The sequence below is a fragment of the Streptomyces sp. NPDC006435 genome, from assembly GCF_040612315.1.
Taxonomy (GTDB): Bacteria; Actinomycetota; Actinomycetes; order Streptomycetales; family Streptomycetaceae; genus Streptomyces.
Genome location: NZ_JBEXPY010000001.1, coordinates 453,580 through 475,621 on the forward strand (window position 1 = coordinate 453,580; position 22,042 = coordinate 475,621).

General features: G+C 73.8%; 11 protein-coding genes. 5 read left to right on the top strand and 6 right to left on the bottom strand.

The genetic code is table 11. The features are described from left to right. Nucleotides 1-31: 31 nt before the first annotated feature. From trmB to ABZZ04_RS02055, 3 genes are all read right to left on the bottom strand, one after another. The gene (gene trmB, locus ABZZ04_RS02045; protein ID WP_356930260.1) at nt 32-940 is read right to left on the bottom strand and encodes a tRNA (guanosine(46)-N7)-methyltransferase TrmB; all 909 of its coding nucleotides are present in this window, start codon (nt 938-940) and stop codon (nt 32-34) included. A 4-nt stretch (nt 941-944) separates the two neighbouring features. Beyond that, a complete protein-coding gene (gene lhgO, locus ABZZ04_RS02050) occupies nt 945-2,201 on the bottom strand; it encodes an L-2-hydroxyglutarate oxidase (RefSeq protein WP_356930226.1) in 1,257 nt (418 codons plus the stop codon). Nucleotides 2,202-2,396: 195 nt separating this feature from the next. Continuing rightward, a complete protein-coding gene (locus ABZZ04_RS02055) occupies nt 2,397-4,211 on the bottom strand; it encodes a sporulation protein (protein ID WP_356930227.1) in 1,815 nt (604 codons plus the stop codon). A 1,385-nt stretch (nt 4,212-5,596) separates the two neighbouring features. Here ABZZ04_RS02055 and ABZZ04_RS02060 point away from each other — a divergent pair. Beyond that, the gene (locus ABZZ04_RS02060) at nt 5,597-7,708 is read left to right on the top strand and encodes an asparagine synthase-related protein (RefSeq protein WP_356930228.1); all 2,112 of its coding nucleotides are present in this window, start codon (nt 5,597-5,599) and stop codon (nt 7,706-7,708) included. A gap of 156 nt (nt 7,709-7,864) precedes the next feature. Further along, nucleotides 7,865-11,491, top strand: coding sequence for a BTAD domain-containing putative transcriptional regulator (locus ABZZ04_RS02065; RefSeq protein ID WP_356930229.1), 3,627 nt, complete (start codon nt 7,865-7,867; stop codon nt 11,489-11,491). Here the strand turns inward: ABZZ04_RS02065 and ABZZ04_RS02070 are convergent. Next, nucleotides 11,478-13,454 (bottom strand): sigma-70 family RNA polymerase sigma factor, encoded by a 1,977-nt coding sequence (locus ABZZ04_RS02070; protein ID WP_356930230.1) that lies wholly within the window; start codon nt 13,452-13,454, stop codon nt 11,478-11,480. The two genes, ABZZ04_RS02065 and ABZZ04_RS02070, sit on opposite strands and share 14 nt — an antisense overlap. A 1,004-nt stretch (nt 13,455-14,458) precedes the next feature. After that, nucleotides 14,459-15,346 (bottom strand): helix-turn-helix domain-containing protein, encoded by an 888-nt coding sequence (locus ABZZ04_RS02075; RefSeq protein WP_356930231.1) that lies wholly within the window; start codon nt 15,344-15,346, stop codon nt 14,459-14,461. A 340-nt stretch (nt 15,347-15,686) separates the two neighbouring features. Between ABZZ04_RS02075 and ABZZ04_RS02080 the strand changes: the two genes are divergently transcribed. Beyond that, on the top strand, nt 15,687-17,165 hold the full coding sequence (locus tag ABZZ04_RS02080) for an FAD-dependent oxidoreductase (RefSeq protein WP_356930232.1): 1,479 nt from the start codon (nt 15,687-15,689) through the stop codon (nt 17,163-17,165). A gap of 186 nt (nt 17,166-17,351) precedes the next feature. Then, the gene (locus tag ABZZ04_RS02085; RefSeq protein ID WP_356930233.1) at nt 17,352-19,148 is read left to right on the top strand and encodes a SpoIIE family protein phosphatase; all 1,797 of its coding nucleotides are present in this window, start codon (nt 17,352-17,354) and stop codon (nt 19,146-19,148) included. A 123-nt stretch (nt 19,149-19,271) separates the two neighbouring features. Here ABZZ04_RS02085 and ABZZ04_RS02090 read toward each other — a convergent pair whose 3' ends face one another. Then, a complete protein-coding gene (locus ABZZ04_RS02090) occupies nt 19,272-20,564 on the bottom strand; it encodes an MFS transporter (protein WP_356930261.1) in 1,293 nt (430 codons plus the stop codon). Between the two features lie 154 nt (nt 20,565-20,718). Between ABZZ04_RS02090 and ABZZ04_RS02095 the strand changes: the two genes are divergently transcribed. Beyond that, a complete protein-coding gene (locus tag ABZZ04_RS02095) occupies nt 20,719-21,276 on the top strand; it encodes a MarR family transcriptional regulator (RefSeq protein ID WP_148837095.1) in 558 nt (185 codons plus the stop codon). Nucleotides 21,277-22,042 lie beyond the last annotated feature (766 nt).

Here is a 22,042-nt window from a genome sequence, read left to right on the forward strand (position 1 = left end):
ACTCACCGGGCAGGAGCCCGGTGGGCAGGACTCAGCTGCGGGCGAAGAGCAGGTCGTGCACGACGTGGCCCTTGTCCAGCCCCTGCCCCTCGAACCGGGTCAGCGGCCGGTGCGCGGGCCGGGGCGCGTAGCCGCCGTCCGCCCGGGTGTTCTCGTACCGGGGGTGCGCGGTCAGCACGTCCAGCATCTGCTCGGCGTACGGCTCCCAGTCGGTCGCGCAGTGGATCACGGCCCCCGGCTTCAGCCGCTGCGCCGCCAGGTCCAGGAACTCGGGCTGGATCAGCCGTCGCTTGTGGTGGCGCTTCTTGGGCCACGGGTCGGGGAAGTACACCCGCAGCCCGTCCAGCGACTCCGGTTCGAGCATCTCGCGCAGCAGGATGATCGCGTCGCCGTTGGCCACCCGGATGTTGGACAGGCCGTTGCGGTCCGCGAGGCCGAGGAGGTTGCCCTGGCCCGGGGTGTGCACGTCGACGGCGAGAATGCCCGTGCCCGGGTCGTCGGCGGCCATCTGCGCGGTGGCCTCACCCATCCCGAAACCGATCTCCAGCACCACCGGGAGCCCGTCGAACAGCTCGGGCAGGTCCAGGACGCGCTGCCCGTCGATGTCCAGGCCCCACTTGGGCCAGAGCCTCAGCAGGGCGTCCTCCTGGCCGGGCGTGACCCGGCTGCGGCGGGGCTGGAAGCTGCGGATCCGGCGCTCGTGGTGCGAACCGGCCGGATCGACGGCGGGCCCGCCGGGGAAGCGCGGCTCCTGGCGCAGCCTGCGCTGCCGCTCGAAGGCGGCGGCACGCAGCTCGTCCGGGATCCCGGCGGGGCCGGGCTCCGGGGAACCTGCGTCGGGCACGGCGGAACCGGCGTCGGGACTCGCGGCACGGCTCGCGGAAGGGCTCGCGGGAAGGTCCGCGGCGGTGCTTCCGGCCGGGCTCTCGGAGGGGTTCATGGGCTCAGACACAATGCCCTGATTCTACGGCGGGCGGCCTCCATCCCGTTTCCCGTGCCCGGAGCAGCGCCCTGCGCGCCACTTCCCGCCCGATGGGCAGCGAGGCGGTCGCGGCGGGGGACGGGGCGTTCAGCACGTGGACGGTGTGCGGGGCCTCGCGGATCAGGAAGTCGTCCACCAGGGTGCCGTCGCGCAGCACGGCCTGGGCCCTGACCCCGGCCGGGGAGGGACGCAGATCGTCCTCCGTCACCTCGGGCAGCAGCCGCCGCACGGCCTCGGCGAACGCGTGCTTCGACAGTGAACGCCGCACCTCGCCCGCCCCGTACCGCCAGTGCCTGCGGGCGATCTGCCAGGTGCCGGGCCAGGCCAGGGTGTCCGCCAGCTCGCGCGGGCGCACGACGGGCCAGCCGTACCCCTCGCGGGCCAGCGCCGGGACCGCGTTCGGCCCGACGTGGACGCCGCCGTCGTGGCCCCGGGTCAGGTGGACCCCGAGGAACGGGAACGCCGGATCGGGCACCGGATAGACCAGGCCGCGCACCAGCTCGGGCCGCGCCAGCTCGTAGTACTCCCCCCGGAAGGGCACGATCCGCACCCCCGGGTCGTCGCCCGCGAGCCGGGCCACCCGGTCGCAGTGCAGCCCCGCGCAGTTCACCAGCACCCGGGCCCGCACCACCACGCCGTCCGCCGTGCGCACCGCCGCGCCCCAGGGACGCCGGTCGATCGCGGTGACCTCCGCCCCGTACCGGATGACTCCGCCGGCCCCGCTCACCTCGGCGGCGAACCGGGCGGCGACCGCGCCGAAGTCGCACACCCCGGTCGTCCCGACCCGAATCGCGGCGAGGCCGCTCACATGGGGTTCGTGCTCGGCGATCTGGACGGGGCCCAGCTCGCGCACCGGCAGTCCGTGCTGTCTGCCGCGCTGGACCAGGGCGTGCAGCCGGGGCAGCTCGGACCGGTCGGTGGCGACGATGAGCTTGCCGGTCACCGAGTGCGCGATGCCGTGCTCGGCGCAGAAGTCGACCATCTCGGCGGCGCCCCGCACCGCGTAGCGGGCCTTGAGCGAGCCGGGGCGGTAGTAGATGCCGCTGTGGATCACCCCGCTGTTGCGCCCGGTCTGGTGACGGGCGGGGCCCCACTCCTTCTCCAGCACCGTCACCCGGGTGCCCGGAGCGGCGCGCGTGATCGCGTACGCCGTCGACAGGCCGACGATCCCGCCGCCGATCACCAGCACGTCGCAGTCGTACGCCGCGTGCGTCATCATCACGCCACCTCCCACCCCGATAGTGCACTGACCCACTGACAACGTGCTCAAACCCGATGGAGGCCGCCACCGTGCCGACCGGGCGTACGAGAGGCGTATGAGAGGGGCGGGCCGGGCGTGCGAAAGGGGTCGGCCGGGCGCGCGGGAGGGGTGGGCCGACAGGACGGTCCGCCCCTCCCGTACAGGTTGTGCGGGTTACGCGGGTGCCACCAGGAGCGGCCGGGCCCGCTCGCGCAGCTCGGCGACGCGCGGCTCGTGCCCGTACGGTTCGAGCCGGTGCAGCAGGTCCCGCACGTACTCGGTGGTCCGCGCCGAGGAGATCCGGCCCGCCACCTCCACCGCCCGGGTGCCCGCCGCGCAGGCCGCGTCCAGGTTCCCCGACTCCAGCTCGGCCACCGCCGACACCACGAGCCGCAGCCCGTGCGAGCGGACGAACTCCTCGGTGGGCCGGGACAGCGCCTGCTCGGTGAAGCGCCGCACCTGCCGGGGCGCCTTCAGGTCGAGGTGGCACTCCGCGGCGTCGGCCGCGAACCGGTCGTACGAGTAGAAGCCCAGCCAGGACGGATCGGCGTCGCCTTCCCTGGAGCGCTCCAGCCAGCTCTCCGCCGCCTTCAGCGCGGAGCCCGCGGCGGCCGCGTCGTTCGCCTTGGCGTGGGCGCGCGCCTCCACCAGGCGGAAGAAGCTCATGGTGCGGGCCGTGGCGAGACCCCGGTTGCGCTCGACGGCGGCCTGGGCGAGGTCGACCCCCTCGTCGGCGAAGCCGCGGTAGGTCGCCTGCAACGACATCGACGCGAGGACGTAGCCGCCGAGGGGCACGTCGGCCGCGGCCCGGGCGAGCCGCAGGGCCTGGATGTAGTAGCGCTGCGCGGCCTCCTGCTGGCCGGTGTCGAAGGCCATCCACCCGGCGAGCCTGGTCAGTTCGGCCGCCGCGCCGAAGAGCGCGCGGCCCACCTCGTCGGTGTACGAGCCGAGCAGCAGGGGCGCGGCGTCGACCCGTAAGCACTCGGGGACCATCGAGGAGCGCCAGTCGCCGCCGCCGTACTTGGAGTCCCAGCGGCGCGCGTCCTGGGCCGCCTCGCGCAGTTTGGACACGTCGCTGTGGCCGACCCGCAGCGGGGAGATATCGCTGGTGGCGCCGGTGACGATGCCGGTGGATGCCGGGGCGGCGGCGGGTATGGACGGGGCGGTGGCACCGGGCGCCGTGTCCGGGCGCGGCTGGGCGGGGATGGCCGGGGCCTGCCGGGTCCCCAGCGCTCCGAGCGTGCCGAGCGCGGCCTGCGCCGCCTGGGCGTTCAGCGCCGCGTGCGCCCCGGGTCTCGGCTGCACGCCGGACGCGGGCGACGTCCCGGGGGGCCGGGTGCCGGAGGGCGGCGGCGCCTCGGGATTCCGGGCGCCCGGAGGACGGGCGCCGGTCGCCCCGGCGGTGTCCGGCGCCGGTTCGGCGTCCTTCGCCGTCTTCCCCCGCTGACCCTGCGCCCCTGCCCCCGTGCGTGCGCCCCGTGCGCCCTGGGCGGCCGTCGCGGCCGCCGCGGCGTCGCGCTCCACCGTCGCGTCGGCGGGACATATCAGCCAGCGGGACGCGGGCGTCGCGTACGCGCTCACCGAGAACGAGCCCGCGAGCGATTGCCAGATGCCGCCGCCGCCCGCCCGCCGTCCGGCCAGATCCAGCCGGTACAGCTCGGTGGCCGAACGGACCGCCTCGGCCACGTCGCGCGGGAAGGCCAGCCCGACCTCGGGCGCCGGGTCGGCGTCCGCGAGCCCGATCTCGTGCAGCGGGACCGGCCGGCCGAGCTTGGCGCCGATCGCCGCCGCGATGAGATGGGGCGCGGCGCCCTGCGGCACCATGCCCTTGGAGACCCACCGGGCCACCGAGGTCTTGTCGTACCGAAGTGTCAGACCGCGCTGCGCCCCGAGGTCGTTGACCCGCCGGGCGAGCCCGGCGTTGCTGATTCCCGCGAGGGCGAGAACGGTTCCGAGCTTCTCGTTCGGTCCTCGTTGCTCCCTGGACATGCGCCACCCCTCGACACACAGACAGCCGCCGCGACACCGTTGCGGCGCGCGGCATTCGTACCGTGTCCTCCCCAGCGACGGCTCCCGGCACTCCAGCCGCACACGCATCTGGCCGAGCCCCGAGGAATATGCCTCCAGCAGAGAACCTTCAGTAAACCCAGCGTAGTTCGCCGCATCCCTACCGTTAAGGGGCAGACGTCCGTATGGCGGGAATGTTGTCCGTCAGGTCGGGAGGGGTCGGCGGCGCCGGCCCGGACGTCCCGGTCGGCGGCCCGGGAAGGAGCGGAAGCGGGTCCGGCGGAGGGGCGGGAGGGAGCGCGGGAGGGGGCTCGGGAAGAGGGCCGGACAGGGCGCGGGCGCAGGTCCGGGCACGGGTACGGGCATGGGGGCGGGAGCGGCTCCGGGGGTGCTCCGGCGGGGTTCGCGGGCCTGTCCGACGGCAGGTGCGGGCGCCTTCCGGGAGCACCTTTCACATGCGCGGGCGGCGCCGTTCGACGAGCTCCGCACGTGCTCCTGGTGTGTGGCCGTGCGCCCGGCCGTGCGCTCTCGTCGGGCCGTTTCGGGAGCGCTTGCATGGGTGCTGCGTGGGTCGGCCCGCTGCAACAGGACTCAGTGGGCTGGGGGACACTGCCGCCTCATTCCCCGCAGGCGGCGGACCGGTCCGGGGGGCGAGCACCGCCTCCCGGACCGTGCGTGGGCCGGTGCGCCGGCCGGGTGCGGGGGCGGTAAGCGGAACGGGTTTCCGGGTCGCTCCGAGAGCGGCCCGGGGGCCGTTCCTGGGGCTCGTTCCGGGGATGGGTGAAGGGGGCGGGCGGCCCGGACGGCGGCCCGCCGGAGGTGTCGGGGGAATCCGGGGGAATCGAGAAGGTTCGGGGAATGAAGTGGGGCGAAAAGGGGCTTCCGATGTGACGAACCCCCTGCCGCCAGGTTTCAACGCGCCCTGAAATTGGCTGAATATTATCGTCCAAGCAGGGTTGGGGTGCCCGTTTCGTGGACATTTCGTCGACCGTCCGGTGATCGTCCACCACCCCTCCACGGCCGGTTCGGGAGGGTGGGGCCCGGTCGTGGGCGTCGTCGGCGCCGCGAGGGCGCGACGCACGGGTCGGGCAACTCGCCCCGTGCGTACGGGAATCGGGGGTTGTGCGGCTCGCGGCCCGTGCCGGGACGTGCCGCCGGGCCCCGGCCGGAGTAAGGGTGTCCGTACCGGAGTGTGGGCGTCCGGTACGGCGTTTGCCAGGGGCGCATGCGCATCCGACGTGCGCCCTCCGGAGCCCCTCCTGTGCGCCGTTGTCGTGGCAGCATGTTCGCAACGGCGCCGCGTGCCACCGGAGTTCTCCCGTTGCTTCCCTGCTGCGCCGTTTTGTCCACAGCCTGTGGAGGCGGCGATGCGTTGGTTGGTGGGGTGGAGCAGTATCGCCGCACGCTTCGGCACGGCGGGCGCGGTCGGGTCCGACGACGAGGGGCGCACGGTGCACCCCGTGGGCTCGCAGCTCCTGTGGGGCGACCCCGATCCGCTGTGGGCCGTCGGCGACTGGCGCCCCGACGAGATCCGCATCAGCACGGTCGAGGCCGCCGACGGCACCCCCACCGCGCGCATGGCCGTCCTCGGCTGCTGCAGCGCCACCGACGAACAACTGCGCGCCGGCCTCCTCGCCGCCCGCGGCGGGGCCCTGCGCCACCTCACCTCCTGGCCCGGCAGCTACACGACGGTCGTCCGGATCGGCCGCCGGATCACCGTCATCGGGGACCTCGCCGGGGCCCGCCCCGTCTTCCACACCCCCTGGGCGGGCGGCACTGCGTACGCCACCGCCGCCCTCCCGCTCGCCGACCTCATCGAGGCCCAGCTCGACATCGGCCACCTGGCCGCCCTGCTCGCCTGCCCCGAGACCCCGGAAGCACTGCGCGACGGCACCCCGTACGCCGGGGTGAAGCGCATCCCGCCGGGCCACGCGCTCATCCTCCGCGAGGGCTCGCGCGAGGTCACCGGGTACGAGGCGGTGGCCTCCCTCGCCGTCGCCGCGCCCCAGCTCGACCCGGTCAGCGCCGTCGACGGGGTGCGCGACGCCCTGGTCGACGCCGTGCGCGCCAGGCTCCTCGCCCCCCGCCACGCCCCCGAGACCCTGCCGCCCGACCCCGGCCCGGTCCCCGGCATGGGCCCCGCGGACCGGCGTGCCGCCCGGGGCGCCCCGGTGCCCGGCATCGGCGCCGACCTCTCCGGGGGCAGTGCCTCCGCCACCCTCGCCCTGCTCGCCGCGGGTCTGCCCGGACTGCCCGGCACCCTCCTCGGCCACGGCACGGGCGCGGGGGAGCGGCTGCTCGCCGTCACGCTCAACGACCTGACCGCGCACGGCCACGAGGACGAACTCGAACGTGCCCGGGTCATCGCCGCCGACCCCCGCCTGCACCACGTCGTCGTCGCGGCCGGGGAGGAGGCCCTGCCCTACGCCGACCTGGGCGGCGGCCCGCTCACCGACGAACCCGCCCCGTCCCTCGTCGTCGCCGAGCGCCACCGCCGCCGCCTCGCCGCGGGCAGTGCCGACCACTTCGTCGGCGGCGGCGCCCGGCAGGCGCTCGACGCTCACCCGGCCCGCCTCGCAGACCTGCTGATGGACCGCCGCCGACGCCATCTGCTGCGCCCGGTGGCCGCGCTCGCCAAGGCGGAGGGCCCGAGCGCGCAGTCCCTGTTCGTCCCGCTGACCGTCTACCGCGCGGCCCGCCGGCTGTCCCGCACCTCGTACCGCAGTGGCCTGGAGGAGGCGGCCGACCGGCTGCCGGACGCCAACCGGAACGCCCCCGACCTCGACACCCCCGCCGACGCCTCGCTCGCCGCCCTCGCCTGGTCACGGCCGGGGCCCGCCGCCCGCTGGCTCACGGGGGAGGCGCTCGCCGAGGTGTCGGTCCGGCTCCAGGAGGCGGCGATCCGCCCCGTCTCCGTCCAACGCCCCGGCGAGGCGCGGGCCAGGGCCGCCCTGGCCCGGTACGCCGCCGACCACCGCATCCTGGAGCAGGCCGCGGAGAACCGCAGCCAGCGCCTGCACGCCCCGTTCCTCGACAACCAGGTCGTACGCGCCGCCCGCGCGCTCCCCGAATCGCTCCGGGTCCAGCCGGGCGCCCGCGCCGCGGTCCTGCGCCGGGTCCTCGCGGGCGCGGGCATCCACGAACTGCCGCCGGGCTGGGGCACCCCCTCGCTCGCCACCTCGAACGCGACCGCCCGCACCGGTCTGCGCGCCGCGCTGCCCGAACTGATCGCCCTCTTCGACGCCCCGCTGCTCGCCGACGCGGGCCTGGTCGAGGCCCGCGTCGTACGGAAGGCCCTGCGCGCGGCCGCCGACGGCGAATCGCTCCCGCTGGAGGGCCTCGCGCACCTGGCGTCCACCGAACTCTGGCTCCGCCGCCTGGTGTCGCGCCGCGGCACCTGCTGGACGGGCACGGCGGCGCCCCGCCAGCGCGCGGTCGCGGGCGGGGTCGTCCCGGCCAGACGGACGTTGCAGCGCTAGACACGGCGGTCGGCTGCCGGACACCGGGGACGGGCGGTGACGGTCCACGGCCGGTGGCCCGTGACGGTCGGCAACGGCCCACGGCCCACGGCCGACAGTCGGTGAGGTCGGCGACGGCCCACGGCCGACGGATGGGTCGCGGGACACAATGGCCGGGTGCGGTACCTGATCCTGGGCGTCACCGAGGCGCGAGACGAGAACGGCGGTGCCCTGCCCGTGGGCGGCCCGCGCCTGCGCGCGCTCCTCGCGGCCCTCGCCCTGCGCGCGGGGCGCCCCGTCCCCGTCGCAGACCTGGTCGACGACGTCTGGGCCGACGAGCCGCCGCACGACGCGCCCGCCGCGCTCCAGGCGCTCGTGGGCCGGCTGCGCCGTGCGCTGGGCAGGGACGCGATCACGAGCACCCAGGGCGGTTACCGCCTGGAGGCCGGGCCCGACGAGGTCGATCTGCACGTGTTCGAGCGACTGTCCCGGCAGGGGGCCGGGGAACTCGACGCGGGCGATCCCGTGACGGCCGCCCGCACGCTCCGCACCGCGCTCGCCCTGTGGCGCGGCCCCGCCCTGGCCGACCTGCCGGGCCGGGAGCACGGGCACGGCCTGCGCCCGGAGGCCCACCGCCTGGCCGCGCTGGAACGCCGCATCGAGGCGGACCTGCGGAGCGCCGGGGAAGGCGCAGCCACGGGTACGGGCGGCGCGGGTACGGGCACGGGGACAGGCCCCGGCTCCGGTTCCGGCCCGCGCACCCTCGTACCGGAACTCGAGGAACTGACCGCGGCCCATCCGTACGACGAGCGCTTCCGGTCCCAGCTGATCCGCGCCCTGCGGGCCGAAGGGCGCCGGGCCGACGCGCTGGCCGCCTACGAGGACGCCCGCCGCACCCTCGCCGACGATCTCGGGACCGACCCCGGACCGGAACTGGCCGGACTCCACCGCGAGTTGCTCGCCCCACCACGCATCCCCTCCGCGACGGCAGGACCGCCCGCGAGGACAGGACCGTCCGCGACGGCAGGACCGCCCGCAACAACAGGACCGTCCGCGACAACAGGCCCGGTCACGGCAACGGGACCGTCCGGAGCAGCAGGCCCGTGCACCGTGCAGGGCAATCTCCGCCCCCGGCTCAACTCGTTCGTCGGCCGGGAGCCCGAACTGCGGTCCATCGAGGCCGACCTGACCCGTTCCCGTCTGGTCACCCTCACCGGTCCCGGCGGCTCCGGGAAGACCAGGCTCGCCGAGGAGGCCGCGGTCCGCGGGGACCGGACGGGGTCGTCCTCCACGGAGGCGGGGCCGCCCTTCACGGAGGCGTGGATGGCCGAGCTCGCCCCGGTGGAGGACCCCGCCGACGTACCCGGAGCCGTGCTCTCCGCCCTCGGTCTGCGCGAGACCGCACTCCTGCGCGACAACCGCGACGCCCAGCCGTCCCGCACCGACCCGACCGAACTCCTCGTCGAGCACCTGGCGCACTGCTCCCGCGTCCGTCCGGTCCTGCTCGTCCTGGACAACTGCGAGCACGTCGTCGGCGCGGCCGCCGCCCTCGCCGAGACCCTGCTCACCCACTGCCCGGGGCTGCGCGTCCTCGCCACCAGCCGGGAACCCCTCGGCGTCCCCGGCGAATCCGTGCGCCCGGTCGGCCCGCTCCCGGCCGACCCCGCCCACCGGCTGTTCGCCGAACGCGCCCGCGCCGTACGCCCCGGCTTCGACCCCGAGCAGGAGGCGGCGCACGATCCGGACGCCGTCGCCGAGATCTGCCGGCGGCTCGACGGCCAGCCGCTCGCCATCGAACTCGCCGCGGCCCGGCTGCGGATGCTCAGCCCCCGGCAGATCGCGGACCGGCTCGACGACCGGTTCCGGCTGCTGACCGGCGGGAGCCGCACCGTACTGCCGCGGCAGCAGACCCTGCGGGCCGTCGTCGACTGGTCCTGGGACCTCCTCGACGGGGCCGAACGCACCGCCCTGCGTCAGGTCTCCGTCTTCGCGGGCGGCTGGGACCTGGCGGCCGCGGAGGCCGTCGTCACGACCGGCCGGGACCGGCCCCCGGTCGCCGACCTGATCGGCGCCCTCGTCGACAAGTCACTCGTCGTCGCCACCCCGACCGGCTCCGGCGACATGCGCTACCGCCTTCTGGAGACCATCCACGAGTACGCCGTCGAACGCGCCGCCGAGACCCCGGACGTGCGCGCCGCCGCCGAGGACGCGCACACCGCGTACTTCGTCGCCCTGGTCGAGGAGGCCGACCCCCGGCTGCGCTCCGGCGACCAACTGCTCTGGATCGAGCGGCTGGAGACCGACCTCGACAACATCAGGGCCGCCCTCCACCGCACCGTCGTCACCCGCGCCCTTGAACCGGAGGCCATCCGCCTGGTCCTCGGCATGGGGTGGTTCTGGTGGCTGCGCGACTTCCGCACCGAGGGCCACGCCTGGGCCGAGCGGACCATGGCGCTGGGACCGGAACCGGCCGGGGACGGCGACCCCCGCCACTGGCCGCGCAGGCATCTGGAGATGTTGCTGTACTTCCTCGCCATCGAGAGCCGCCCGGCCGACGACGTCCACGGCGACGAGCGGTACCAGGCCCTGATGAACCGGGTGGCCGATGCCTTCATGGCCCCGGGACCGCAGTCCGCCCGTTTCCCGGGACTGCTCTGGCCGATGACCCTGTTCGGGAACCGCCCCACGGAGGAGGCGCACGCCAGGGTCGAGCAGGTGGTCGCCAACACCCGTGCCCACGGCGGCGACTGGGAGTACTGCGTCGCGCTGATGTTCCGCACCCACATGATCGTCGACATGCCCGGCGGCATGCCCGGGGTCGACGACGACCTCGCGGAGCTGCGCGAGCTGAGCCGCCGCGTCGGCGACCGCTGGATCCGCGCGCAGGCCGCGAGCGCCGCCGCGGAGGCGGGGGCGATGCGCGGACGGTACGCGCAGGCGCGCGAGGCGTACGAGGAGGCGCTGCTGCTCGCCCGTGAGGTGGGGGCGCACGCCGAGGCGCCGTTCATCCTCGCGCGCCTCGCGGAGATCGCCCACCGCACCGGTGACACGGCGGCCTTCGAACGGCACCTGGCCGAGTCGGAGAGCGAGGCGGACCGTTACCAGGTGCACGACGCCCACGCCTACGGCTGCTTCCTGCGCGCCACCGCGGCCCTGGACCGGGGCGACCTCGTGGAGGCGCGACGGCTGGTCACCGAGGTGGAGGGGGAGGACGGGCACGGCATCCCGCCGTCGCACTTCACCGCGATCGTGCAGGGCCTGGCCGCCCGGGTCACGGCGCGCGAGCCGGGGCCGGGCCGCGGCCCGGCCGCCGCGGCCCTGGGGCTGACGGCAGCCCTGCGCGGGGCGAGGGACGCACGGTGCGCCGAACTCGTCACCGGTCAGCTGGCGGAGGGCGCGGCGGCCGTGCTGCCGGAACTGGGCATGCCCGGGGCCGCCGTACGGATCCTGGCGGCGGCCGACAACTGGCGCCCCTCCGCCCCCAGGACGAGGGCCGAGCAGGCCGAGGTGGACGGGGCCTCCCGGCGGGCGCGCGAGGAACTCGGGTCCCGGCGGTACGAGTCGGAGCGCGCCGCGGGCCGTGCGCTGACCGTCGACGACGTCATCGACCTGCTGACCCGCATCACCGCGGGCCTTCCCGCGCCGGGCCTTCCCGCGCCGGGCCTCTCAGCGCCGGACTTCCCGGCCCCGGCGCCCACCCCTGCCGCAGCACCCACCCCGGCCCCGGGCGTCCCGGGCGTCCCGGGAACCCCGGGCGTCCCGGGAGCCGTCCCCGGCGCCCCGGACCGGCTCACTGGCAGCTGATGCGTGAATCCGCCCAGTCGGCGAGCGTCACACCGCCGCCGTTCCGGGCGCGCTCGACGACGAGCCGGATGCTCTTCTGGCCGGTGATGCCGACCCGTACGGGCACGGCCGGATCGCCGCCGTTCATCACCGGGGACTGCCACAGCCGCGTCCCGTCACCGTTGAAGACGGAGAAGCGCACCGACCCGAGGCCCATCATCATGTCGTCGATCCCGACCATCGCCTCGTAACGCGTGCACTGCTTGTTCAGCTGGATGGTGACCGAGGACTTGCTGTGCACGGTCACCCCGTGCGCGTACGTGGTGCCACCGATCGACACGCCGGACCGCTGCCAGACCCAGCTGCTCTCGCCCATCACCACCTCCGGCTCGGTGTGGTCGCCCAGGACCGAGTAGTTCAGCTCGCTGACCTGGTACACCTCCGGGGCGGGCGGTGGTGGCGTCGGGGTCGGGGTGGGCTTCGGCTCCGGGGCGGGCGGCTTCGGCGCCGGAGGGGTGGGCTTCGGCGCCGGTTTCGGAGGCGGAGTCGGAGTCGGAGTGGGTGTCGGGGTGGGCGTGGGAGTGGGCTTCGGCTTCGGCGCCGGCGGGGCGGGGGGCGCCGGAGGCGCGGGTTCCGGGGGCGGGGTCGGCTTCGGCGGGGTCGGCGCCGGGGGAGCCACGACCGCGGGCTTCGGCTGGTGCCGGGCCTCGGGCTTCGGCTGTTCGTCGCCGGCCATGGCCCAGACCAGCCCGGCCGCGGCGGCCACGACGACCGCCGCCACGATGCCGGCCTTCGCCGGCGCGCCGAGCCCCTCCGAGGCCGCGGCACCACCGGCCGCACCCCCGGTGGAACCTCCCCCGGTCGCCGCCGCGGCGGCACCCGCACCGGCGGCGCCCACCGCGCCACCGGCGACGATTCCGGCAGCCTTGAGCGCGTACCCGGCGGCGAACCAGCCGATGACCGCGACCGGCAGCAGCGCGGGAATCCCGGCGTTGACATGGGCGAGCTCGCCCGCGGCGAGCCGGCACTTCACGCACTCGTCCAGATGCCCCCGCAGCCCGCGCTCGGCCCGCATGCGCAGTCCGCCCCGGGCGTACGCGCCGAGCCGGTCGGCGTAACGTGCGCAGTCGCCGCCCGCGGTGAGCGCCTGGCTCACGTGCGCCTGGAGGTAGGCCTGCTTGAGGCCCTCGCGGGCCCGGCTGGCCAGCACCGCCGTGGCGTTGGCGGTCAGCCCGAAGAGCGGTGCGATCTCGCTGGGCGACTCCTCCTCGACGGTGGTGTGCCACAGCACGGCCTGCCAGCGCTCCGGAAGGCTGCGGAACGCCTGCATCGCCATCGACTGCTCGGCCTCGTGCATCGCCCGTACGTCGGCGCCGAGGTCGAGCGTGTCCGTGTCCGACACCTGGGAGGACTGGGCGGCCTGCGCGGCGAACACCGCGAAGTCGTCGACCAGGTGCTCCCGCTTCGCGGTCTTGGTCCAGGCCGCCCCGACGTGCCTGACGGCCGTCATGAGGTAGGCCCGCACGGCCTCTTCGGGTCCCTTGCCCCGCCGTACCGCCTGCAGCGTGCGGGCGAAGACCTCGGCCGTCAGGTCGTCGGCCGTGTGGGCGTCCCGGCAGCAGCTTCGCGCGTAGCGTCGCACCGCGTCCGAGTGCCGCCGGAACAGCTCCTCGTACGCGAGGTCGTCGCCGCCCCGCATCCGTCGGATCAGATCGGCGTCGGACGGGGCCCCGCCGGAGACGTCGGCGCTGCCGCCCTCCCGCTGCATCGGCACCGACGCCTCGGCCGCCGCCTCACCGCCGGACTCGACCGGGGCCGGCCACGGGCCCGGCAGCACGGTGCCGCCCTCGGCGTCACCACCGCCCGACCGTCCCGGTCCGCCCTGACTCGGTACCTGCCGGGGGGACCGCCCACCGGCTTCCGCGACACCGCCTATGGCGGAGACGTCGTCGAACGACTCTTCCTGCTGCCCGTCACCGCTCATCGCGGTAGCCCCCGTATGCGCTGTCGGACCCGAACATCGGGCAAGCGTGCCACATGGCGCAATCACGCCGAACCCTCAGTCCCCGCAACCACTCATCCGGGGCGTTTTTTCGAATGTAAGTACTGGCGGTCATCCGTTCGGGGAATACTCGCCGGTCGCTTTCCCGTGCGAGCGGGCGGTGGGCGGCGTGCAACAGTTCCCCTGCCGGGGCCATCGACACGAAGGTCCCCGAGGTGTTCCCACCGGGCTCCAGCGAGCGGGAACGGGGTGGAACGGGCCGGAACGAGGTTGTGTCGCGGCTTCGTTGCGGGCGCGGGCGGTACGTCTCGGCGGCGGGCAGTCGCATTCAATGCAGAACGAAGGGCGCGGGGTCCGGGAAATGGGTGAGTTGCACTCGAAAGAGTGGCTCGTTGATTGATCGGGTGACGACGGATCGTTGGCCGAGACCCCATCAAATCGGGCCACATCAACCATTCGCCCTGAACGCCGTGCGCCCACGGCGTTCGCCGTGCTCACAGGGTTCACCCATCGCCTGCACCATGCCCTCACGCGCAACCCGGGGCGCACACCCGGGCGGGCACCGAACGAGGCAGGCGCTGAACGAAGCCCGGCATCGAACGAGGCAGGCGCTGAACGTAGTGGGTGCCGAACGAAGCGGGCGCCGTCCGCGACACGCGCCGCCCTGAACGCGGCCGTGCACATCGGGCTTCCAGGCCCTCTCGAACCCTCTCGAACCCCCTCGGGCCTCCCGGTTCCTTCGGACCTCTCCGGGCCTCTCCGGGCTTCCCGGTTCCTTCGGGTCCCCGCGCGGCCGGGGCGGACCCCGGCCGCACGGACGGCGGACCCCGGGTGGTGTGCCCGGCGACGCATCGCCGGGCACATCACCCGTCAGTACTCCGGACTCCGGAACCTCGGCGCGTCGACACCCCGACGGCCCGGTGTCCCGGCACCCCGGTCATCCACGCACGCCGTCCCGTCGTTCCGTTCGAGCGGTCGTGCTCCGCTCAGGCGGCCGGACGGGAACGCAGCCCCTCCAGCAGGATGTCCAGCAGCCGGCTCGAAGCCGCTGCCTGCTGGGCCGCGTCCGGCAGCGAAGGCGCTGCCGTAGCTATGACCAGCAGGACGTCCGCGACCGTCACGTCACGGCGCAGCTCACCGGCGGCCCGTGCCCGGTCCACCAGTCGGCCGACGACTTCCAGCAGCTCCCCGGCCCCTGAGTCGTCGTCCTCGAACCCGGCCTCCGGGGCGGAGAGCCCCTCGGCGGGACGGGCCTCGGACTGGTCGTCGGCCTGACGCTGCTGAGGAACCCGGGCCTCGTCCCGGCCGTCGGCCGAACCCGGTACGGCCGTCGACTCCCCGGCCTGCACCGCGCCGTCGACGTCGGAATCGACATCGACCCCGACCCGCAGCACCTGGGGCGGCAGCAGCCGCCCCGCGCCCGAGGCCACGGACGTCCGCAGGAAGCGCGACAGCGCCGACCACGGCTCGTCCTCCTGGCCGAGCGCACTGCGCGCCTGGTCCGTCAGCCGGGAGGTCTCCTCCTCCGCTATTCGCCGGACCAGCACGTCCTTGCTCGGGAAGCGGCGGTACACCGTGCCGACCCCGACCCTGGCGCGACGCGCCACATCCTCCATCGGAGCCCCGTAGCCCAGCTCACCGAACACCTCGCGGGCGGCTCGCAGGACATGCTCCAGATTGCGCTGCGCATCCACCCGGAGCGGAGCCGAGCGGCCATGCGCCGCGGCCGTTCCGTTCACCCCGACCGTGGTGGTCGTACCGGCCGGGGTGGCTGTCGCCACTGCAACCGCTCCCACCGCGCCGTTTCGTCCGTTACCTTCGGACGAATGGGGCGTAACCGCAGCATTCTGCCAATGAGAATCCTGAATCTTCATAACTGTTCCCCCGGTTATGACGTCTCCCCCCGGAGACTTCCCGCCGTTTGAGCCGGAGAGTGGATCATGGTCTCGACCCGACACCCCGGCGACATACGAACATAGTTGAGCCCGGGTCAATTCAGAAGGGGGTAGTTCCGCATGGAGCGCCCCCCGATCGGAGCAAGGACCGGTTGGTCACTGATTCACCCCCGGCCCGACACCCCCACCACAACCCCTGACCTGCGCAGCTTCCGTACATCCTTGGTGCCCGGCCACGACCGCCCGCGGAGAACCTCCGGTCACACAATTTGTCGAGGCTGTGGACAAACCCATGAGCACGTTGCGTCATGGGGTGGTGATGGCTTCAGAATCCGGGGGAACACCCCCAGGAACCCCGCCGGGTGCGCGCATCCTCGTCATCGGCGGCGGCTACGTCGGGATGTACACGGCGCTGCGTCTCCAGCGGAAGCTGAAGCAGCGGATCAGAAGCGGTGCGGCCGAGATCGTGGTCGTCACCCCCGAGCCCTACATGACGTACCAGCCGTTCCTGCCCGAGGCGGCGGCGGGCTCCATCTCGCCGCGCCACGTCGTCGTACCGCTCCGCCGCGTCCTGGCGGACTGCCGGATCGTGATCGGCGAGGCGCAGCGCGTCGACCACGCCAAGCGCACCGTGACCGTCACCACCCTCGCCACCGCGGAGGACGGCACCGGAGCCGTGGAGATCCCGTACGACGAACTCGTCCTGGCCCCCGGCTCCGTCTCGCGCACCCTCCCGGTCCCCGGCCTGGCCGACCACGGCATCGGCTTCAAGACCATCGAGGAGGCCATCGGGCTGCGCAACCACGTCATCGAGCAGATGGACATCGCCTCCTCCACCCGCGACCCGGCCGTCCGCGACGCCGCCCTCACCTTCGTCGTCGTCGGCGGCGGCTACGCCGGTGTCGAGGCCCTCGCCGAGCTGGAGGACATGGCCCGCTACGCCTCGCGGTACTACCACAACATCAAGGCCGAGGACCTGAAGTGGATCCTCGTGGAGGCGTCCGGCCGCATCCTTCCCGAGGTCGGCGACGAGATGGGCGTCTACGCGATCCGCGAGCTGCGCGGCCGCAACATCGACGTACGCCTCGACACCCGGCTGGAGACCTGCGAGGACCGGGTCGCGGTGCTGAGCGACGGCTCCCGCTTCCCGACCCGCACCCTCGTGTGGACGGCGGGCGTCAGGCCCGCACCGGTCCTCGCCGCCACCGACCTGCCCCTCGACGGGCGCGGCAGGCTCAGGTGCACGGCGGAGCTCGCCGTCGAGGGTGTCGAGCACGCCTGGGCCGCCGGGGACGCCGCGGCCGTCCCCGACCTGACCGCCGCGGAACCGGGCCGGGAGACCGCCCCCAACGCCCAGCACGCGGTGCGCCAGGCCAAGGTCCTCGCCGGGAACGTCCTCGCGTCGCTGGCCGGTGAACCCCTCAAGGAGTACCGGCACGCCTACGCGGGCTCCGTCGCCTCGCTCGGCCTCCACAAGGGCGTCGCCCACGTCTACGGCCGCAAGCTCAAGGGCTACCCGGCCTGGCTGATGCACCGCACGTACCACCTCAGCCGCGTCCCGACGTTCAACCGGAAGGCCCGCGTCCTCGCCGAGTGGACGCTCGCCGGGCTCTTCAAGCGCGAGATCGTCTCCCTCGGTTCGCTGGAGCACCCGCGCGCGGAGTTCGAGCTCGCCGCCGGCGGCAGACGCCCCCGGCCGAACGGCCCGCCGAACGGGGACGGCCCGCCGGGACGCGGCAACCCGCCGGGGCCCGACGACCCCCGGGGCCCCGACGACCTGCGGAGGAACGGCGGCTGACGGCCAGTCGAACCGATCGGCCACCCGCCCGGGACGGACCGTGCCGACAACTGTCAGTACGGTCCGTCACACTGGACGTGTGACCATAGGTGGGCCCACATCTGCACAGAGTGACCCGGCCGGCAGTGACCGACAGTGAGCAGCCCGCGCGAGCGGACCAGACCGACACACGAGGCCAGAAATTCCGTGAACTTCACGCGCTGGAGCGCCCGCCTACCCGGAACGCAGCGCCGTGCCGCCGCACGGGACGAGCGCAGTTCCGTGCCCTCGGCCCGCGCCGAGTACGCACAGCCCGAGACCGGGCCGCGCCCGCCGGACGGCGACCCGCGCAGCGACACGCACGACGGACCGGACCCCGATCCGCACGGCGACCCGCGCGGTGAACCTCCCGCGGGCGGCCCCGCCCTGGAGGACCTCTCCACCCGGGACACCCTCGGCCGGCTGCCCGCCCCGGTGGCCCTGCTCCACGGCCCCGACCACCGCATCGCGTACGTCAACGACGCCTACACCGCCGCCTTCGGCCCCCGCCCGATCGGCGCCACCGCGGCCGAGGCCATGCCCGAGCTCGACGAGCTCAGCCTGCTGCCGCTGATGGACCAGGTCCTGCGCAGCGGCACCCCCCGCACGGTCAAGTCCCGCAAGGTCCGCAACGGCAACTCGTACACCGTGACCTGCACCCCGGTGCACCCGGACGGGGAGCCCGGCCCCGACGGCACGGACCGCAAGCAGAACAGGCCTCCCAGGAGCGGCAGGAACAACAAGGGCAACAAGGGCAAGGGGAACAAGGGCGGTGAAGGCGGGGTGCTCGTGTACGCCGCCGACGTCACCGACCACGCCGAAGCGGCCGAACGGCTCCGCGCGAGCGAGCGCCGGCACCGCGAGACGGCCGTCACCCTCCAGCGCTCCCTGCTCCCGCAGGAGCTGGAACAGCCCGACGACCTCCGCATCGCCGCGACCTACCAGCCCGGCGGCACGGATGCCGCGGTCGGCGGCGACTGGTACGACGTCATCACCCTCGGCGCCGGCCGCACCGCCCTGGTCATCGGGGACGTGATGGGCCGCGGGGTGCGCGCCGCCGCCGTCATGGGCCAGCTCCGCACGGCCGTGCGCGCCTACGCCCGGCTCGACCTCCCGCCGCACGAGGTGCTCCAGCTCCTCGACGGCCTGGCCGCCGAGATCGACGCCAGCCAGATCGCCACCTGCGCCTACGCGGTCCACGACCCGAACGAGGGCCACCTCGTCTACGCCTCCGCCGGCCACCTCCCGATCCTGGTCTGCGACGAGGACGGCACGGTCCACCGCGCCGAGGACCCGACGGGACCGCCGCTCGGCACCGGCGGCTGGATCCACACCTCGGGCACGATCGCGCTGCCGCTCGGTTCCACCGCGGTCCTCTACACGGACGGCCTGGTGGAGCGGCGCAGCGAGGACATCGACGAGGGCGTCGCCGCGCTGGAGCGCGCGCTGTCCGGCGCCAAGGGTTCCCCGCAGGTGGTCTGCGACCGGCTGATCCGCTCCCTCGGCGTGACCGCGGAGCACGACGACGACGTGGCCGTACTGGTGGTCCAGCACCCCGCCCGCACGGGGGCGGACGCGGAGCTGTTCCACAACGCCTCGCTCGACCTCCTCGGCGGCGTCGAGGCCGCCCCGCGCGCCCGCGCCTTCGCGACCGGGGTCCTGACGTCCTGGCGCTTCCCGGTCGAGCTCTGCGACCTGGGCGTCCTGGCCGCCGGCGAGCTCGTCGCGAACTCCCTCAAGCACGGCACCCCGCCGATGCGCCTGGGCCTGCGCCGCACCGACCGCCGTCTGATCATCGAGGTCACCGACGGGGACGACCACCTGCCGCGCCGCCGCCGCGCCGACCCGGCGGACGAGGCGGGCCGCGGCATCTCCATCGTCGCGACGATCGCCACGTCCTGGGGCAGCCGCCGCACACCGGGCGGCGGCAAATCGGTCTGGTGCGAATTCGCCCTGCCGCAGTGACCGCCGCCGCCGTGGCTCCGGCGGCGGGACACGGAAAGGCGAACAGGGGCCCCGCCGGAAGCAGGACCCCTGTTCGCCTTCTGTCTCGCTCTTCCCCGTCCCTGTCGTCTCAGCCCTGTCGTCTCAGCGGGCGGCGGCGGGTACCGGTTCGGCGTCCGGCAGCGACACGGCCACCACCCGGGACGGCGTCGTCGCGATCGACGGCTGGTCCTGCACGGGGGTGAGCCGCCGGCCGAGCCGCAGCGCCAGCACCGTGATGCCCAGCGAGAACAGTACGAACGTCACGATGTACGGACCGTGCAGCGTCGCCCCCATCGGGCCGCCCACGGCCGGGCCGACCGCCAGCGCGAGCTGCTTGCACAGGGCGAACGCGGAGTTGTACTGCCCGACCATCGACTCCGGCGCCAGGTCGGCGACCAGCGGTGCCACGGTCGGCGACAACATCGACTCACCGAGTCCGAACAGCGCGTACGTGGAGATCATCGCGGCCGTCGCCATCGTCTGGCTGCCGTGCCCGAGGCCCGCGTACCCCGCCACGATCCAGGCGAACGCCCAGATCAGGCCGACCGAGGCGATGACCCGGCTGCGCCTGCGGCGCTCCACGAGCCGCAGCACGACGAACTGCGCCACGACGATGACGGCGGTGTTGGCGGCCAGGGCGATGCCGAGCGTCGAGGGCTGGATGCCGGCGGCCTCGGTGCCGTACGCCGCGAGCCCGGACTCGAACTGGCCGTAGCAGGCGAAGAACAGCACGAAGCCCAGCACGCACAGCTGGACCATGGCCCGGTGCGAGAGCAGTGCCCGCAGTCCGCCCTGCGCCTTGCCGCCCTCGGCGGGCCCGGCCCCGGGAACGGACGCCGTACGCGGCAGCCGCACCGTGACGGCGATGACGCCGAGCACGACGAACATCACGGCCTCGATGAGGAACAGCAGGGTGAAGGTCTCCGGCCGGTTCGTGTCGACGATCTGCCCGCCGACGAGCCCGCCGACGCCCAGCCCGAGGTTCTGCAGGAAGAACTGCATGGCGAAGGCGCGGGTGCGGGTGGCGGTGCTGGAGCACCACACGAGCATGGTGGCGAGCGCCGGCTGCATGACCGCGGTGCCCGCCCCGAGAACGGCGGCGGAGAGCACTGAGGCGGTCACGTTCGACGACAGGCCGAGTGCGACGGCGCCCAGGGAGGCGACGGCCGAGGCGACGACGAGCACGGGCAGCGGCCCGCGCCGGTCGATGACACGCCCGGTGAACGGCAATACGGCGAGCGCTGCCATGGCGAAGACCGCCAGCACGACTCCCGCCGTGCCGGCTCCCAGATCCCTCACCTGCGCCACGTAGACGTACAGATACGGGACGGTGAAGCCCAGCCCGAACGCGCTCAGCGCGCTCCCCAGCTGGATCCGCCGCAGTGCTGCCCCCATCTCCCTGGTCACACTCACCTACCTCAGGTCTCGAAACGATCCGTCGAGCCATCCGAACGACTCGAACCCGAAGACTTTAGCACTAAAGTTAGAGCCTCAACAATTCAAACCGAAGGACTTCGAAGCTGTTGGAGGGCGTGCCATACTGCCCGCCATGTCTGACACCACCGAGCAGCCCGGCCCGCAGGAGCCGAGCCTCGACGAGCAGATCGCCGCCTACCAGCGCGAGTTCCGCGACCTGGACCCCCAGGTCGAGCAGGTCGTCTCGGCCCTGGGCCGACTGAACCGCCGGATGAACGTGGCGTACGGGCGCCAGCTCGCCGCTCTCGGCATCAGCAACGCCGAGTGGGAGGTCCTCAAGACCCTGGTCCTGTCCGGGTCCCCTTATCGCCTGGGACCGGGGGAGCTCGCCAAGCGCCTCGGACTCACCCCTGCGGCGATGACCCACCGCATCGACCGCATGGCGGGCGAGGGGCTGGTCACCCGCGACCGGGACGAGAACAACCGGGTGCGCGTGATCGTCGAGCTGACCGACGAGGGCCGTACGAAGTGGCTGGAGGCGATGCGCATGGCCACCGACTTCGAGGAGGACCTGCTCCAGGACCTCACGGGCGACGAACGCGGAGTCCTCGGCGACATGCTCACCCGCCTCCTGCGCCGGGTGGAGCACGCCCAGCCGGACGCCGGCGGCCGCCTCACCGACCTGGACTGACCGCGGGCCGGGGCCCGCCCCCGGCCCGGCCCGAACCGGTGCCCAGCACCTGAGAAAAGGGCTTGACCTGGCGAGTTGACACGCTCTTCCCCGGTCCGTAAGGTACTTCGAGTTGTCACGGGGCCGGAACGGTTCTGCGACAGCCGATCCCGCCGCGAACGCGGCAACCAAAACTCAGCACGATCTCCCACTCGGGGCAATTTCGGCATGCCGGAATTCATTTCTGAGGACTCGATTATGAGTCGCCGGGAAAATCCGCTAGAGTTTTGGACGTCGGAACGGCCCAACGGCCGGGAAGACAAATCCCGCTGACTGGGAATCAGGCCCGAAAGGATCTGATAGAGTCGGAACCGCCGGAAAGGGAAAACGCGGAAGCGGAAGACCTGGAAGGCGAATCCCGCTGACTGGGAATCGGGTCCGGAAGGATCTGATAGAGTCGGAAACGCAAGACCGGAGGGAAAAGCCCGGAGGAAAGCCCGAGAGGGTGAGTACAAAGGAAGCGTCCGTTCCTTGAGAACTCAACAGCGTGCCAAAAGTCAACGCCAGATATGTTGATACCCCGGCCTGCCACGGCAGGTTGGAGGTTCCTTTGAAAGTCCTGCCGGATCCTTCGGGTTCTGGTGGGCAATTACACAGCGAGGACGCTGTGGGCGACCGGTCCTATTCCGACCGGTTGTCCCGCTCTCGTGTCGTGTTGTCCCGATCACGGGAAAACATTCACGGAGAGTTTGATCCTGGCTCAGGACGAACGCTGGCGGCGTGCTTA